This window comes from Niveispirillum sp. BGYR6 (genome assembly GCF_027568365.1).
GTDB lineage: Bacteria > Pseudomonadota > Alphaproteobacteria > Azospirillales > Azospirillaceae > Niveispirillum.
The window spans coordinates 267,329-283,828 of sequence record NZ_JANLNL010000008.1 but is presented as its reverse complement, the minus strand read 5'-3'; the positions used below and the strand labels follow the sequence as shown (position 1 = coordinate 283,828).

The window sequence follows — 16,500 nt, the reverse complement described above, 5'->3', positions numbered from 1 at the left end:
CGGAACAAGCGACGCGATCGTCACCATCTCAAGTTCCGTCTGTTGGGGCGTCTGGGGCTTAAGCATAAACACAGTGAATCAAAAACCCCCGCCATAGGCGAGGGCTTTGTCAGCAGTCTGAGGGGCGGCCGGCACAGGCCGCCCCTTTTTTATGCTGACGCCGCCGCAGCGGCGGTGGCCGCTTCATCAGCGACCACCACCCGGTCGCGCCCCTGCTGCTTGGCCACATAAAGCGCGGCATCGGCCCGGCCCAGCAGGTGGGCAATGTCCCCATCGGCGGCCTGGAAACTGGCCACCCCCAGGCTGGCCGTCACCCGCACGGCCAGCCCTTCATGGCTAACCGGCAGGTCGCTGATCACCCGGCGCAGCCGTTCCGCCAGTTCCCGCGCCTCTGCCAGCGGGGTTTCCGGCAGCAGTACGGCCATTTCCTCCCCGCCATAGCGCGCCACCCGGTCGGTGGAGCGCACCGCCGCCAGCAGACGGCGCGCCGCCGCCTGCAAGGCGACATCACCCATTGCATGGCCATGCGTGTCATTGATGCGCTTGAAATGGTCCAGATCAATCAGCAGCAGGCTGAGCGGGCGGGCATAGCGGGACGCCCGGTCAATCTCCGCCTGGGCCAGTTCATCGAACCGCCGCCGGTTCAGCAGACCGGTCAGCGGGTCGGTGCTGGCCAGCCGCTGCAGCTCGGCATTGGCGTCCATCAGGTCACGGGTGCGGTCCGCCACCACCGATTCCAGGCGTCGGCGCTGGTGACGCAGGGCGGCCGTGCGGGCCTGCACCAGCAGCGCCACCAGCCCCAGCCCCAGCAGAAGGGCCGCCGCCTTTGCCCACAGGGTCTGGTACCAGGCCGGCAGCACCTTCACCGCCAGGGAGCGGATGCTGGCCCCCCATTGCCCATCCTTGTTGGTGGCCCGCAGCCGCAGCACATAATCACCGGGCGGCAGGTTGGTATAGGTGGCCGTCCGGCTCAAGGCATCGGCCTGCACCCAGCCCTCATCAAAACCGCTGAGATGATAGGCATAGCGCACCGAATCCGGCCCGGCGAAATCCAGGGCGGCAAAGGACAGGGCCAGCGTGCGGCTGTGCGGCGACAGTATAACCTGGGTCGGGCTGCTGGGCGGGCGACCAGCAACCGCGCTGACGGCATTGTTCAAGCCCCCGGACGGCACCGGCCGATTATCGATCCGCATTTCCGTCACCACCAGCGGCGGCTGATAGGTCCAGTCGCGCAGCCAGGCCGGCCGCGCGATGCTGAGCCCTTCCCGCCCGCCGAACAGCAGGGCACCATCCGGCAAGGCGGCACCGACGGCCATGCTGGCCCCATGCACCCCCACCCCATCATCCAGATCAAAGGCCCGCACGCTGAGGGTTTCCGGATCGATGCGGGCCAGCCCGCCTTCCGTATTGGCCCAGATGCGGCCATCGGCATCCTGCACCAGGGCATGGACACTGTCGCCGGGCAGGCCGCTGCGGCTGTTGACCTGATGGAAGCGGAAATGCCCTGCACCGGCATTCTTATCCTGCACGCTGATGCCGCCACCGAGCGTCCCCACCCAGAGCTGTCCGTTCCGGTCATAAAGCAGGGCGGTGATGAAATTATGCGCCAGCGAGCGCAGATCCCAGGAACGGTTCTGCACCCGGCGCAGCCGGCCCTGACTGGTATCCAACAGATGCAGACCATTATGGGTGCCGACCCAGATGGCCCCGCCGGGAGCCGCCGCCAGCACGCGCACCCGATCATCCGACAGGCTGCCCTCATCATCGGGATCATGACGATAGCGGGTGACGGCGCCGCTGGCCGGTTCGTAGCGGATCAAGCCATCGCTGGCCAGCCACAGGGCGCCTTCCACCGGCAGGATGGCATAAACCGGCAGCAGGTCCAGGCCGGCCGGCAGGGGCACCCGCTCCACCCGCCCGGTCTGCCGGTTATAGCGGACCAAGCCCAGCAGGGTGCCGATCCAGACATCGCCGGCCGCATCCTGCGCCAGGGAAAGCACCGTGGCACGCGGCAGTGCCGCACCATCGCCGGTACCCGGCAGCAGCCAAGAATGGCGGCCGCTGGCCGGGTCCAGCCGTTCAATCCCCTGCCCTTCCAGCCCCAGCCAGATTTCCCCCTCGCGGGTGGTCAGGGCAGAGCGTACCAGCGCCTGCCGGGGCGCGCCGGCCGGCCCTGGCAGATAGAAGACCGAGAGAATGCCGGTATTGGCAGGATTATGCACATTCAGCCCGCTGCCCCAGGTGGCAACCCAGATCAGCCCGGCCCGGTCGCGCAGCATCATATGAACGATGTCACCGCTGAGGCTGGTGCCCAGTGCTGGATCGTGGCGGATGGGCCGCACCATGCCCGTCGCCTCCTCCAGTTCCAGCAGACCGCCGGGGCTGGTCGCCATCCAGATGCGTCGGCGGGCATCGCCCCCCGCGATGGCCGGCAAATCCTGGAAAGCCTGGATCACATGATGGTCTGCCATCTGATCCGTTGCCAGCCGGACATCATAATGGCGTACCGTCTGGCGCGCCGGATCATGGCAGAGCACGGAACCCGACCGGGTGGCCACCCATAACCGGCCCTGATCATCGCTGAACAGGGCGGAAATGGCGGCGTCGGCGGGCAATCCCGCCTGCCGCAACAAGGCCCCGGCATCTTGAAACGCGGGATCAGCGGGCGTCTTCCGCCGCAGACCGCGGCTGGTGCCGATCCACAGCACGCCGTCATGATCAACCTGCAGGGCCGTCACATCGCTTCCCATCCCGGCCGTCACGGGCGCCGGCCCTTCCAGGGGAACGGTTTGCAGCACGCCGCTGTCAGGGTTCATCCGCACCAGGCCGGCCCGCGTGGCCAGCCATAAATCCCCCTGGAAATCCTCTGCGATGCGTTCCACCGGCACCGCACCCCGGCCACCGGCATGGACGGCGTAGCGCGCAAAGCCGCCCGTATCCGGCACATAGCGGACAAGACCGCCGGTGTTGGTAGCCACCCACAGCCGCCCCGCCCGGTCCACATGCAGGGCATTGACATAGCCATCGGGCAATGAGGCCGGGTCACGCGGATCGGGCTGGAACAGGGTGAACCGATAGCCATCATAACGGGCCAGCCCCACCGGCGTGCCCACCCAGATGAATCCGGCCCCATCCTGGGCAATGGCGGTCACGATATCGCCGGGCAGGCCACGTTCCCGCCCCAGGCGCTGGAACATCACGGCCGACTGATCTTCCCAATAGCGCTCAGAAGCCGGTGCCACCATTGATCCGCCCGCCAGCAGCAGGCAAGCCGGCAGCAGCATCCAGGCCCGGTATCCAAACCAGCGCCTGAACCCCGCCAGAATATTAAAGATCAATGCTTTGGCTTTTCTGTTCATCTCTTGCGCATACCGCCCCCGCGTACAGGCAGCCGTGAATGAAGGATCGTCCTGTACGTTGCTGATGGCAGATGGCGTGCCCGGATATTTTTAGAACATACAAAGAAAATCATACTGAGTTATTAAAGGAGCCGTCCAAAGCGGCCTATGGTGGCATGTGGCAACGCTGCAAAATCGCAGCAGCCGTGTTAACCTGTTGCCGTTTTGGAATGAAGGCCGCCCGTTGCCGGCGGGTGGATCAAACGATGCGCACGATATATTTCCTCGATGATGGTCCGTGCCTCGGGGATAGCCTGATCGATTTCCTACAACTCTACGGATATGCGGTCCAGTTTTTTGACAATCCTGCGCAGCTGGCCGCCGGGATGGCAGAGGCGGTACCGGATGCGGTCATTCTGGGTGCCAGCCAGCAGCCGCTGGCCGAGCATATGCCGGCCCTGGCCGATCTGGTGCCCCGTGATGCGGCGGGGCAGACGCGCTGCCCGCTGATCATCACGGCGGATCAGCAGGATTTCGCTGCCCGGCTGGCGGCCGTGCGGGCCGGGGCGGCGGCGTTCCTGGGCCAGCCGGTTGACCCGCAGACATTGCTGGAACGGCTGGATGAGCTGACGGAGATGCAGCCGCCGCAACCTTTCCGCATTCTGCTGGTCGAAGATGATCCGGTGATGGGGCAGATTTATCTGGCCGCCCTGACCCAGGCGGGGATGCAGGTGTGCAGCATCGCCGATCCGACCCTGGTGATCGAGGCGATCCATGACAGCGACCCCGACCTGCTGATCACCGATCTGAACATGCCGCAATGTTCCGGCCTGGAACTGGCGGCCGTCATCCGCAGCCATGCGGATTTGACCGCCTTGCCCATCGTTTTCCTGACCGGGGATGCCGGGCAGGACAGCCGGCGCAGTGCCGTCAACCTGGGCAGCGACGCCTTTCTGACCAAGCCGGTGCAGCTGGGCGATCTGGTGGAAACGGCGCGGGCGCGCGCCCGGCGGGCACGGGCGCTGCGTGCCCTGATGGTGCGCGACAGCCTGACCGGCACCCTGAACCATGGCAGCATCAAGGAGATGCTGGTCAGTGAGCTGGGTCGGGTCCGGCGGGAGGGGGACGGGCTCTGCCTCGCCATGATCGATATCGACCATTTCAAGCAGGTCAATGACAGCCGGGGCCATGCCAGCGGCGACCGGGTGATCAAATCCCTGGCCCGGCTGCTGCGCCAGAACCTGCGCCGCAGCGACCATATCGGCCGCTATGGCGGGGAGGAATTCGCCATCATCCTGCCGCGCACCCCCCTGGCCGATGCCCAGCGCCGCCTGGACGCACTGCGGGTGCAATTTGCCCAGCTGGTGCAGCCGCATAGAAAAGGGGATTTCCGCGTCACCTTCAGCGCCGGCATCGTGCAGGATGACGGGCGGGCCGAGGCCGGCACCCTGATTGAGGCGGCCGATGCCGCGCTCTATGCCGCCAAACGGGCCGGGCGCAACCGGGTGGTGGTGGGCTGATGCGGCTATGGGCCATTGCCGACCTGCATCTGGCGGCGGCGGAAAATCGCGCCGCCCTGGCCAGTCTGCCGGACCATGGCGATGACTGGCTGATCCTGGCCGGGGACGTGGCCGAACGGCCGGACCATCTGGACGATGCTTTCAGCCTGCTGGCCCGGCGTTTCGCCCGGCTGATCTGGGTGCCGGGCAATCATGAGCTATGGACCCTGCCCGGCCCCGACGGCCCCCTGCGCGGGCAGGCAAAATATCAGGCCATGCTGGATGTAGCCCGCCGCCACGGTGTGCTGACCCCGGAAGACCCCTATCCGGTCTGGCCCGGCCCTGGCGGGCCGGTGCTGATCGTGCCGCTGTTCCTGCTCTATGATTACAGCTTCCGCCCGGCGACGGTGGCGGCTGCCGATGTGCTGGCCTGGGCCTGGGAACATCGGCTGCGCAGCGCCGATGAGGTGCGATTGTCACCCGCCCCCCATGACAGCCGCGCCGCCTGGTGCGCGGCCCGGGTGGCCGCCACGGCGGAGCGGCTGACGGCAGAACGCCCGCCCGAAATGCCCACCATCCTGGTGAACCATTTCCCGCTGCGGGCCGATCTGGTGACATTGCGCCGCATTCCCCGGTTCAGCCCCTGGTGCGGCACGGTGCGGACGCAGGACTGGCACCAGCGGTTCGGCGCTGTGGTCTGCGTGCATGGCCACCTGCATGTGCCGGCTACCCATTGGCGTGATGGGGTGCGGTTTGAAGAGGTCTCCCTGGGCTATCCCAAACAATGGCAGCCGCACGGGCGGGGGCCAGCACAGGCGCTGCGGCTGATCTGGCCCCCGCCCGTGACCGAGAAAGCGGCGGCGTTGTTATGATAGAATGGCCCCTTCAACCGGATTGAAAGCTCTGCCCATGCGCGCCGCCATCCTGCTGATCCTGGTCGCCGGCCTGTTGCTGGGCCTGCTGGCCTATGCCGCCTTTCACCTGACCATGGGGCTGGAACCGCTGCCGCTGGCTGCACGCGGCGCCATGGCCGCGGCCATTATTGGGGCGCTTGGCCTGTTCATCCTGTTCACCGCGCTGCAGCGCCGCCAGCGCCGGCGGGATCGGGAGGAGGGGCAGGATTAGAGCGGATCGCGGAAAAGCGGAATCGCTTTGGAGCGTGAATCCGCTCGCTGAACAGAGATTTAGAGCCCAAACGATAGAAGTTCAAGCCGCCGGCTTGTCCTGCAGGGGCAGCAGGGCGGTCAGGGTGCTGACCAGATTTTCCACCCGGATCGGCTTGGTCAGGAAGGCCTGAATGCCGACATCCCGGCAGAGCTGGCGTATTTCCGGGGTGATCAGGCCGTTGCTCAGCGCCACGATGGGGACATTGCCGGCCGGCAGCGGCAGGTTGCGGATATGGCGGGCGGTTTCCAGCCCCTCCAGTTCCGGGGTGGAAAGATCGATCAGGATGATATCGATACGGCGTTGGGCCAGCAGGGCCAGCGCCTCCCCCCCATCAGCGGCCTGCACCACATCGGCCCCGCGCCCGACCAGCAGTTCGGTGGCAACCACCCGGTTTACATCATCCCCTTCCAGCAGCATGACCGCCGGGCCGCCCAGGGGGCCATGGGGCAGCAACGGGGCGATGTGGCGCGGGCCCCCTTCCGCCTGGGAACCGGGCTGCACCACGGTCAGCGGCAGGGTGACAGTGAAGCGGCTGCCCTGGCCGGGCACACTCTCAACCCCGATGGAACCGCCCATCATTTCCGTCAGTTGCTTGGCGATGGAGAGGCCAAGGCCCGCCCCGCCGAAGCGGCGGGTCAGGGTATTATCGCCCTGGGAAAAGGACAGGAAGATGCTGTCGAGCTTGTCCGCCGGCACACCAATGCCGGTATCCGTCACCTCAAACCGCACCCAGACGGGGGGCTGGCCATTCTCCAATGCTGACGCCGCCGCAGCACCGGCCGGGGCGGTAACCGGTTCCGCCGTCAGGCTAACATGGCCCTTTTCAGTGAATTTCACCGCGTTGCCCACCAGATTGAGCAATATCTGACGAAGACGCCGGCCATCGGCCAGCACCGCCGCCGGCAAGCCCGGGGCCGGGCGCAGGCTGAGCGTCAAGCCCTTATGATCGGCCTTGGGCGTCATCAGCACCGTCACTTCACGCAGCAGGGCGCCCAGATCGGTGACGCCGGGGTCCAGCGTCACCCGCCCCGCCTCCATGCGCGCCATGTCCAGCACATCTTCGATCAGGGCCAGCAGATTGGCGCTGGAGCTGCCCATCACCTCCGCCAGACGCGCCTGGGATGGGTTCAACCCATGGGCACCCAGAATTTGCAGGCAGCCCTGGATGGCATTGATCGGGGTGCGGATTTCATGACTGATGGTGGCCAGGAATTCCGATTTGGCACGGTCGGCGGCACGGGCCTGTTCGGCCGCCTGTTCGGCCGCAAGGCGCTGCGCCTCCCGCTCCGCCACCAGTCGCTGCGACATGGTGATGACCCCGCCCATGCCGATGGTCATGACGATGAAGGGCTGGGCCATCAGCAATATCTTCATCGTCTCCGTATCCGGCAGGGGGCGGGGCGGATAGGAGTTGAAGAGCAGATCAACAATATGGACGGCATTGGCGACGAGCAGGAAGCCGAACCCGCCCAGCAGCAGCCATTCCCCGGCCCCCGTCGGCAGCCCCCAGCGCCGCGTCCCATCGGCCGGGCGCAGCATATCGATGGTGGCGGCAATCACCGCCGCCTGGATGAAACCGGAATGCAGCAGCCGATGCAGCCCCTGATCCCCCCGGATCAGGGAGATGGCAGAGATGGCGACGATGACCGAGCCGGCAAACAGCCAGCGCCGCCAATGCATCCGGCGCCCGCGATAGCGGGCCATGCCATCGGCCAGAAAGAACAGACCGGCATCACGACAGATAGAACCCAGTAGCGCCAGGAAGATGCCCGCCGGTCCACTGTGGGGTGACAGCCCCAGCAGCAGCGGCAGGCCCGGCAAGGCCACCAGCAGCGCCAACGCCCAGGAGAGCGCGTACCGTTCCGTCCGCCCCTGCCACCAGATGGTGCCCAGCGTCACCGCCGCCCCCAGAAGGGTGGCCGAATTAACCAGCAGGATGGAGAGTAACAGGCTCATCAGCAGGCGGTTCGGGGGAGACGGGACATGGGTGGCGCGGGTTGAAACTGTGATCCGGAAGCCGTGTTGATACACGTGAACGGATCATTTTTCTATAGTCGTTTATCAAACAATGCAACACAAACGGCCGAATGGATAAATTTCGATAACTTGCCCTATATTTGTCCCCATCAGATAAAATCGACCAAAAAGTTAATGCATTAACACGGTATTTTAAATATTCACTTTGCAACACTGGTTGAATTTACACCGGTCGGTCATCGGCTTATCCTTTCGCGTCAACAGGGCCAATAGCCTGGAAAAAAGCCCCCCGATGTGATTCAACAGGGGCCGTCGGTCAATCTACCACCATGGTACAGGCCGCGATGGCACTTGGTATCCCTGTCGGCATCTGGAACGAAATTCATAAGGACTCGGGCTCATGAAAAAGCATCTCCTGCGGTTGGGGATCCTGCTGCTGCCCCTGCTGGGCCTGACGGTGCCGGCATCCGCCTTCCGCCTGATTCCCATCGAAATGAATTTCGAACCGTCTGGCCGCGGCGCCACGCAGATATTCCGGTTGGAGAACGATGCCCAAACGCCGGTGGCGGTGGAAATCAGCATCGTTGGCCGCGGCCAGGATGAGAATGGCGAGGATGTGCTGAGCGGGGGCGGCGATGATTGGGTGATCTTCCCCGAACAGCTGATCCTGGAGCCGGGGCAGAACCAGTCCGTCCGGGTGCAGTGGATCGGCAATGCCGCCCCCCCGAAGGAGCTGCCCTTCCGGCTGGTGGCCGAACAGCTGCCCATCGATGTCGGGCAGGCGCCCGCCCAGGGGGCACAGGTGCGACTGCTGGTACAGTACAAAGCCTCGCTCTATGTCGTGCCGCCGGGTGTGGCACCGAAGCTGACGGTGCTGTCGGCCGGCCCGACCACCCTGTCCGATGGCGGCACGGTGCTGGACCTGCGGGTGCAGAACAGCGGCACCGCCCACCAGATTTTGCGTGACCCGACCCTGACGCTGGCCGCCGGCAATGCCAAGGTCAGCATCAAGGCGGACAAGCTGGGGGGGCTGGCCGGGGAAAATCTGCTGCCGGGGGTGACGCGTCGCTTCCTGCTGCCCTGGCCCAAGGAATTGCCGGTCGGCCCGCTGACGGCCACGATCAGCCTGCCCTGACCACCACTGGCCTGGCACCTTGTTCCCTTCCCGCCCCTATCGCCTGTTGCCCCCGCACCGCCATCACATGGTCCGGCCATTGGCCCTCTGTGCCCTGGCTTTGCTGGCAACCGGTGTGGGGCGGGCGGCGGACGACAAGCCGGCGGCCAAACCCGCCGCCTCGGCTGAAGAGCTTTACAAAAAGGTGTTCGGGGCCAAACGTCAGGCCGCGCGCACCCAGAAGGCCGACCTGCCCGTGTTTTTCGACGGGGCGGAGATTGGGCAGATACCGGGCATGGTGGGGCTGGACCCGGCCGATACTGGCTTTGATCTGACAGCGCTGGCAAGTCTGCTGATCCCCCTGGTGCAACCCAAAGCGCTGGATGACCTGAAGACCCAGGCCGATCCCAGCGGCTGGACGAAGCCAGCCCAGCTATCCCGCCAGGGCATCCAGGTGGCCTATGAACCGACGACCCAGGTTCTGCAGGTGACCGTGCCCGCCATCGCCCGGCAGCGGCGGGAATTGTCGGTGATGGAACGGGGGGCGGCGGCACGATCCTATGTCGTGGTGCCGCAGGCCGATTTCAGCGCCCAGATGAACATGCGCGCCGCCGCCGATTATCTTTCCGTTCCCGATGGCTTGGGCGAAAGCGGGCTGGGGCCGCTTTCCGTCGTCTATGAACCGGCGGTGAACTGGAAAGGCTGGGTGGCGGAAGGCAATGTCTATTACCGGGAGGATGGCAAAAAACGCTGGGCACGCGGCCCGGTGAAACTGCTGCATGATTTCCAGGCCAGCGGCATCCGGGCGCAGCTGGGCGATCTCAGCACCCCGGTGACGGGCAGCCAGGTCGGCAAATCCGTGCTGGGTCTCTCCGTGGCGCGGGAATTCTCCATCCGACCCTATGATCTGGTGCAGCCGGCCGGCAGCCGGGATTTTGTGCTGGAAAACCCGTCGGTGGTGGAGGTGCTGGTCAATGGCCGGCCAAGCCGATCCTTCCGCCTGCAACCCGGTCCTTATAATCTCAACAGCTTTCCCGGTGCGTCGGGCACCAATGATGTGCAGATCCGCATCACCGATGGTTTCGGCCGCGAACAGGTGATCGATTTCCCTTTCTTCTTCGACAGCCAGCTGCTGGGCGCCGGGGTGCAGGAATTCGGCTATACGCTGGGGCTGCCTTCCAGCGTCCGCGACGATATCTATACCTATGACACGGCCGACCCGATGCTGACCGCCTATCAGCGGGTCGGTGTGACCGATCAGCTGACCATCGGGCTGGGCACCCAGATTGACCGCACCGAAACCAATGTGACGGGGGAGGTGCTGTTCTCCACCAGCCTGGGCACGTTCGGGGTGGAGCCGGCGGCCTATCTGCGGCGCAAACCCAACAAGGATGCCGACCCGACGGATAAGGGGCGCAAGGCCGGGCTGGCCGGCACCCTGCGCTACCGCTCCTATGATAATGGGGCGGATAGCTGGGCCAATGGCTCCGTGACAGCGCAACTGAGCTGGTATCAGAAGGATTACCGGAATTTCGGGTCTAATTTCGATAGCGATACGAAATTGGACATGGCCGCCCGTGTCACCCGACCGCTGCTGGAGACTCTGACCCTGTCGCTGGGCGGCCGTTATCGTGATGTGCGCGGCACGGATAGCCGCGATAATTACAGTATTGACCTGTCGCTGCGTCAGCGACTGTGGCGCACGGGCAGCCTGGATGTCACCTTCTCCCACGGGCGGGACAGTCTGGGGGAGCGGGATACCGGCGTCTATGTCACCTCCCGTTTCTTCCTGGATGGCGGGCGGCAGAGCCTGGGGGCCAGCATCGATACAATCGCCGGGCAGCAGCGGCTGGACTGGCGTTATCAATCCATGCATCCGGTGGATGCGTTGAGCGCCCGGCTGGAATTGACCAATCAATATGGCTCGGCCGGGGATCAGATCCAGGGCGGGCTGAGCTATGTGAACCAGCGGTTCGAAACGTCGGTGCAGCATAATCTGGTCCGGCGCAGCCTGGATGCGCACAGCGAACTGGAAAACCGCACCCAGATGACGGCGGCCACGGCCCTGGCCTTTGCCGATGGCCATGGCGCTGTCACCCGACCCATCAGCAACAGCTTTGCCATCATCGTGCCGCACCCGCGTCTGAAGGGGCGGGATGTCGGGGTTGATCCGGTGGATGATCATTATCTGGCGGAAACCGATTGGTTGGGCGTGCCGGTGGTGCCCAATATTTCCGCCTATCTGGTGCGGCCGCTGCTGCTGGATGTGCCCGACGCGCCGGCCAATTATGATCTGGGGGATGACCGGCCGGCGGTGCAACCGGGATACCGCGCCGGCACCATCGTCACCATCGGCACCGATGCCGTCGCCTCTGTAACCGGTCAGCTGCTGACGGCCGACGGGACCCCCGCCGCCCTGCTGTCAGGCGTACTGCGGCCGCTGGACAGCAGCAAGGGGGCCAAGGATTTGCCCTTCTTCACCAACCGCAAGGGGCAGTTCCGGGTGGAAAGCGTGCGGCCGGGGCGTTGGGCGCTCAGCATTTTCGGTGTCACCATGGTGGCGGAGACGGTTACCGTGCCGGCCGACGCGGATGGAGAGATCAAACTGCCGCCGATCCACCTGCCGGCCCCGTAACCGCCGGTGCCAGCAGGGCCGCCACGTCCGGCCGCCGCTGGTGCCAGTCGGTGGCCTGCTGATAGGCATTGGCAATGCCCAGCACCAGCCCTTCCCGCCAGGGCAGGCCCAACACCTGCAGGGAAATCGGCAGGCCGGCCCGGTCAAAGCCGCAGGGCAGGGCCGCTGCCGGCAAGTCCAGCCAGTTGGCCGCCCGGACAAAGCGGCTGAACGGCAAAGTGCCCTCATCCGCCGCCGCCAGGGCGGGGGCGGTCAGCGCCAGGGTGGGGGTCAGCAAGCCATCCACCTCTTCCAGCCAGGCATGGAAACGCTGCTGATCAGCCCGGCGGCTGTTGCGCAGGGTCGTTAATTCCGCATCCGAAACGTCTGCCCCCAGCTTCAGCCGGGCGCAGGTACCGGGGTCCATTTCGGATTCGTAACGTTCCAACCGCTCCCGCCACAGCCGCCAGGCAACCCCCGCCATCAACAGGCCGGACGGTTCGATGGCCGCCGGCAGCGGCAGGGGTGGGCGCACCTCCACCAGCCGGGCGCCCGCCGCCTCCAGCACGCGGCAGGCTTCCAGATAGGCGTCACCCACGGCATTGCTCACCCCATCCAGCCCCTGGTCGGCCAGCACGGCCAAGCGCCGGCCGCGCATGGACAGGGCCAGCGCGCGAGCCGGATCAAAGGGACCGGGTTTCGGCCCCTTGGGCTCCAGCAGGGTGGGCGGGTCAGCGGGATCGGGGCCGGCCATGGCGGCCAGCATCCAGGCCAGCTCCGCCACACTGCGGGCCATCGGCCCCACGGTATCCAAATCCGGGCAGAGCGGCAGGCAGCCGTTGCGGCTGACCCGGCCCAAGGTGGGCTTCAGCCCGGCAATGCCGTTAAGGGCGGCCGGGATGCGGATGGAACCGCCGGTATCCGTCCCCAGCGCCAGATCGGCCAGCCCCGCCGCCACGGCGACGGCCGACCCGCTGCTGGACCCGCCCGGCACGCGAACCACCGCCGCATCCCACGGGTTACGCGGGGTTGCCGTGGCACGGTTGATGCCCCAGGTACCGAACGCCAGTTCCACCGTATGGGTTTTGCCCAAGGGCAGCATTCCCGCCGCCGCCAGCCGGGTAACGGCAACAGCGTCACTATCCGAGTCGGCCTTGTGCGGCTGGCGGGAACCGCCGCCGGTGGGCAGGCCGCGCAGGTCCAGCAGATCTTTCACCGCCAGTGTCAGGCCGCACAATCGCCCCTCGGGGAAGCTCTGCCGATCCATGGCCCAGGCCCGTTCGCGCAGCCATTCCGGCTCAAACCCGGCAAAGGCCTGCAGATGCGGGTCCAGCCGGGCGATGGTGCGGATGGCATGTTCGGCACGCTGGGCGAAACGGGTCGGCGAAACGGCGTTCATGGCAATGGTCTCCCATGGCGGGCGGGGACGCGCATGATAGTCGCCATCCGCCCCAGGTCCAGCCCTGGTGATGGGGACAACCACTGCAGGCTGCAACAGGTCGTAGGGCGAATGGCCGATGGGTCATACCACCCAAGAACCCTGGTATTTGCAGATGAAACGGTTAATGATCAATAACCCTTTCTGTTGAGCCTCCTTGATCCCCGTCCATAGCCAGGACGGGGATTTTCTTTTGCCCCATCCCAGGCTGGCAGCCGGCGGGGCGAACTGGCATCCTGCCGGACGGGCATCCGCACCGGGTGCCCGCGCCAATGCCATGTGATGCGATGCCGATGCCTTCTTCCCCCTGCCGCCGCCGGCTTGCCGCCGCCTTCCTGCTGCTGGCGGCGGCATTGCCCGCCCATGGCACTGACCGCTGCGAGGTGGAGGTCGACAATATCGACCGTATCGAGCCCGATGATGATTATGATCCGTTCCGGGGGGCCAATCTCAGCTATCACCGGCTGGAGATTGAACATGATGACGGCCCCGCCTGCAGCGTGCTGATCGGCATTGATGATGGCCGCAACGGCACCCGCATCATGGAAGATGGGCGCGACCGTCTGGTCTATGAGCTGTACAAGGACAGCGCCCGATCCCAGCGGTTGAACGATATTGGTGGATCGCAGAGCGGCCTGTTCCAGGCCACCTTGACCAAAAAGAACGAAAAACAGAGCCTGACCTTCTATTCCTATATCGAGCCCGGACAGGTGGTGAAGAAGGGCACCTATACCGACCGCGTCACCGTGAATATCTATGAGCTGCGCAACGGGGTTCCCGTCGGCCCCATTGACAGCCGGTCGGTGCAGGTCCGCGCCAAGGTGCGGGAAGTGGTGGGCGCCAGCGTCACCGTCAATGGCGTTTCCCGCCCCCTGTCGGGCAATTCCGGGGTGCTGGATATGGGGGAGCTGTCGCGCACCGGTGGCGGCTCCTTTGAAATCAAGGTCATGGGCAACAGCGACTATGACCTGTCGCTATCCTCCGACAATGCGGGAAGGCTGGTCTCCGCCGATAACCCCGACGGGATCGGCTATAGCGTCGCCGTCGCCGGGCGCAGCGCCCGGCTGACGCGCGGCAGCAGCTTCAGCCTGGGGGGAGAGGGCACCTATCGCATCGACGTACAGGTGGATGATGTCAGCCGGGCTTTGGCCGGCACCTACGCTGATAACTTGATCCTAATCATTTCGGCGCGATAAGCTTCTATCGGATAACCGTCACGACGCGGGACCGATCCGTCGTGGTGCCCAAAATGGGCAGAAGTGGGGTGCATGATGCGCAAGTTATCGCAGATTGCCGCTGTCATGGCGGTTGCACTGCTGGCACTGGCCAATCCGGCCGGCCCGGCACAGGGGCAGGCCAGCCAGGCCACCCTGACCATCCGTGGCAGCGTCACGGCCGAATGTTCCATCGGCATTTCCAACAATACCGCCACGGTGAACCTGACGGCAGGCCAGGCCACCGTCCCCGTCGCCACGGTGGAGGAACGCTGCAATGCCGCCAATGGCTATGTGGTGACGGTTGCCTCGCAGAATCGCGGCACGCTCAGTTCGGGAACGGCGTCGGTGGCCTATGGGCTGCAATATGGTGACGTCGCCGCCCAGAATGGCAGTGTCGCCACCACCCGCGCCGCCAGCGGCCAAGCCCGAAGCACCACGGTATCCGTCTCCGTCCCCGCTTCGCCCTCCCTGCCGGCGGGTGAGTACGCCGACACGGTGATCATCAGCATCACGGCGAAGTAATACCAATCTCCCTGGATCGTTGCCGATCCAAGGAGATTTTGCGTGCCCTCATGCGCCGGGCGGGCGCATCCGCGCCCTTGGCTTGCGCGGGCACGTGCCCGCGGGCCGGCGGTCGCCGGCCTGCAATCTGCCCTGCCGCCTGCTCTGTTCCTTCAGCGCGGGCGGCAGGGTTTTTTCATATTTTGCTTGAGAACAAATCAGGAACATTGTAGCGTCTCCCTATCAGGCCCCGTCATCAGGGAGAACCGTCATGAAGCCCGCCATCCGTCACAGTGCCCTGCCCGGCAGCATTGGTTGCGCCAATTTCCAGGGACATGATTTCGCCATGCATTGCGTCTGCTGTGCGGAGGAATGCACATGGCGCAGCGATCTGCTGCTGCGCCAGCACGGGCATGATTATCCGGTGGCGGAATTCAGCCGGCAGTTCGTTTGTCAGGGCTGCGGCGGGGTGGGCACTTCCGTTCTGCAGCGGGTGGAACGGCCGCTGGAACAGCAGGCCAGCCGGTTTCGCCGCATGGCGCCGCGCGTGGTGACGGCACCGGAAGGTACACGCCACCCCCGCCCTGTCTGGGGAATGCGGGCGGTCGATGACGGGCTGGCGGCGCTATAGGCCGGCCAAAACCGGCCAGACCGCCCGGCACCGTTCAGAAAAAACCCGCAGATGGCCGATGCTGGCAACCCCCGCTGCCGCTGGTTCGATCAGGTGGTTTTCCACCTGGGCGGCCGGATAGAACCCGGCCAGATCACGCACCACCGGCGGCGGCAGCATCGGATCATCGGCAATGGCCACCAGCCGCAACCGGCCCTTCATGCGCGACAGGTCCGGCTGCGGCAGGCGGCTGCCCCAATCCCGGCGGTAAAAGCCAGGGGTGACACACCAGCGCCGCCATTCCCAATAGGCGCTGGCCGGCAGATGCGCCCCCTGGCCCAGCACCCAGCCCGGCATATAGCCCAGCAATGTGGTCAGCACCGGCCCCGCCAGATACCAGAAGGCCAGCGCCTTGGGCACGAATCCGGGCGGGTGGCGGGACCAATGGGCCGGACCGCTGGCCACGGCCACCATGCGCACCACCCGGTCGGCGCGGTCATGAAAGGGCAGGCCCAGCCCGCCCAGCGAATGGCCAATCACCTCCAGCGGCAGATCGGGAAAGCGCTGGTGCAGCAGCTCCAGCGCCGCCGCCTGATCGCGCACGGCCCAATCGGCCATGGTGGCGCGGGCTTGCTTCACCGGCACCTGGGCGGAATGGCCGCAATCACGATAATCATAGATCAGCACCGCCGCCTGACGTGCCTCTGCCGCCCAGGCGGCAAAGCGGGCATAGTAGTCCCGCGGCACGCCGGTGGCGCCATGCAGCACGATGGCCGCCTGCGGTTCCCCCGCCGGCTGGAACAAAAGCCCGGCCAGGCTCACCCCCGCCGCACCCGGAATATTGACAGAAGCTGGGACTGCCGCCGTTGCCATGATGCCACCCGTTCGTTCCTGGCCTCTTTTGAATATACGAACGTTCGTGCGAAAATCCAGCACCTTCCGCCAAGCCACCCAGGTGCGACCGATTGTGCAGGGAGACCCAAGTAAAAAACTGTGCCTATGCCTGCGACAGCATGATATTTGTT

At 65.6% G+C, this 16,500-nt stretch carries 12 protein-coding genes; 8 read left to right on the top strand and 4 right to left on the bottom strand.

The window, feature by feature from the left end; all coding sequences use genetic code 11:
- Positions 1-149: 149 nt before the first annotated feature.
- Positions 150-3,284 carry a ligand-binding sensor domain-containing diguanylate cyclase gene (locus PCJ49_RS17510; RefSeq protein WP_269912070.1) on the bottom strand — a complete coding sequence of 1,045 codons (3,135 nt, stop codon included), beginning with the start codon at positions 3,282-3,284 and terminating at the stop codon, positions 150-152.
- A 320-nt stretch (positions 3,285-3,604) separates the two neighbouring features.
- On the opposite strand from PCJ49_RS17510, the gene PCJ49_RS17505 reads away from it, so the two are divergent.
- From PCJ49_RS17505 to PCJ49_RS17495, 3 genes are read left to right on the top strand one after another with little or no spacing between them, the layout of a single operon-like run.
- Positions 3,605-4,858 (top strand): diguanylate cyclase, encoded by a 1,254-nt coding sequence (locus PCJ49_RS17505; RefSeq protein WP_269912069.1) that lies wholly within the window; start codon positions 3,605-3,607, stop codon positions 4,856-4,858.
- On the top strand, positions 4,858-5,709 hold the full coding sequence (locus PCJ49_RS17500; protein WP_269912068.1) for a metallophosphoesterase: 852 nt from the start codon (positions 4,858-4,860) through the stop codon (positions 5,707-5,709). Before PCJ49_RS17505 ends, PCJ49_RS17500 begins: the two co-directional genes overlap by 1 nt.
- 37 nt (positions 5,710-5,746) lie before the next feature.
- Positions 5,747-5,962, top strand: coding sequence for a hypothetical protein (locus PCJ49_RS17495; RefSeq protein WP_269912067.1), 216 nt, complete (start codon positions 5,747-5,749; stop codon positions 5,960-5,962).
- 81 nt (positions 5,963-6,043) lie between these two features.
- Here PCJ49_RS17495 and PCJ49_RS17490 read toward each other — a convergent pair whose 3' ends face one another.
- Positions 6,044-7,960: an ATP-binding protein gene (locus PCJ49_RS17490; protein ID WP_269912066.1), complete on the bottom strand. Its 1,917-nt coding sequence runs from the start codon at positions 7,958-7,960 to the stop codon at positions 6,044-6,046.
- A gap of 421 nt (positions 7,961-8,381) precedes the next feature.
- On the opposite strand from PCJ49_RS17490, the gene PCJ49_RS17485 reads away from it, so the two are divergent.
- Complete coding sequence (locus PCJ49_RS17485; protein WP_269912065.1) at positions 8,382-9,116, top strand: fimbria/pilus periplasmic chaperone; 735 nt, start codon at positions 8,382-8,384, stop codon at positions 9,114-9,116.
- 67 nt (positions 9,117-9,183) lie between these two features.
- Positions 9,184-11,730, top strand: a complete 2,547-nt coding sequence (locus tag PCJ49_RS17480) for a fimbrial biogenesis outer membrane usher protein (protein WP_269912064.1) — start codon at positions 9,184-9,186, stop codon at positions 11,728-11,730.
- Here PCJ49_RS17480 and PCJ49_RS17475 read toward each other — a convergent pair.
- A complete protein-coding gene (locus PCJ49_RS17475; RefSeq protein ID WP_269912063.1) occupies positions 11,696-13,108 on the bottom strand; it encodes an amidase in 1,413 nt (470 codons plus the stop codon). The genes PCJ49_RS17480 and PCJ49_RS17475 overlap by 35 nt on opposite strands.
- Positions 13,109-13,434: 326 nt before the next feature.
- Here PCJ49_RS17475 and PCJ49_RS17470 point away from each other — a divergent pair, with 326 nt between their 5' ends.
- The 3 genes from PCJ49_RS17470 to PCJ49_RS17460 all read left to right on the top strand — a co-directional run bounded on the left by PCJ49_RS17470 (position 13,435) and on the right by PCJ49_RS17460 (position 15,496).
- A complete protein-coding gene (locus PCJ49_RS17470) occupies positions 13,435-14,343 on the top strand; it encodes a spore coat protein U domain-containing protein (protein WP_160105934.1) in 909 nt (302 codons plus the stop codon).
- Positions 14,344-14,415: 72 nt separating this feature from the next.
- Entirely contained in the window at positions 14,416-14,886 is a 471-nt protein-coding gene (locus PCJ49_RS17465; RefSeq protein ID WP_269912062.1) for a hypothetical protein, read from the top strand.
- A gap of 250 nt (positions 14,887-15,136) precedes the next feature.
- Complete coding sequence (locus PCJ49_RS17460; protein ID WP_269912061.1) at positions 15,137-15,496, top strand: hypothetical protein; 360 nt, start codon at positions 15,137-15,139, stop codon at positions 15,494-15,496.
- On the opposite strand, the gene PCJ49_RS17455 is transcribed toward PCJ49_RS17460, so the two are convergent.
- Complete coding sequence (locus PCJ49_RS17455) at positions 15,491-16,348, bottom strand: alpha/beta fold hydrolase (RefSeq protein ID WP_269912060.1); 858 nt, start codon at positions 16,346-16,348, stop codon at positions 15,491-15,493. The two genes, PCJ49_RS17460 and PCJ49_RS17455, sit on opposite strands and share 6 nt — an antisense overlap.
- Positions 16,349-16,500 lie beyond the last annotated feature (152 nt).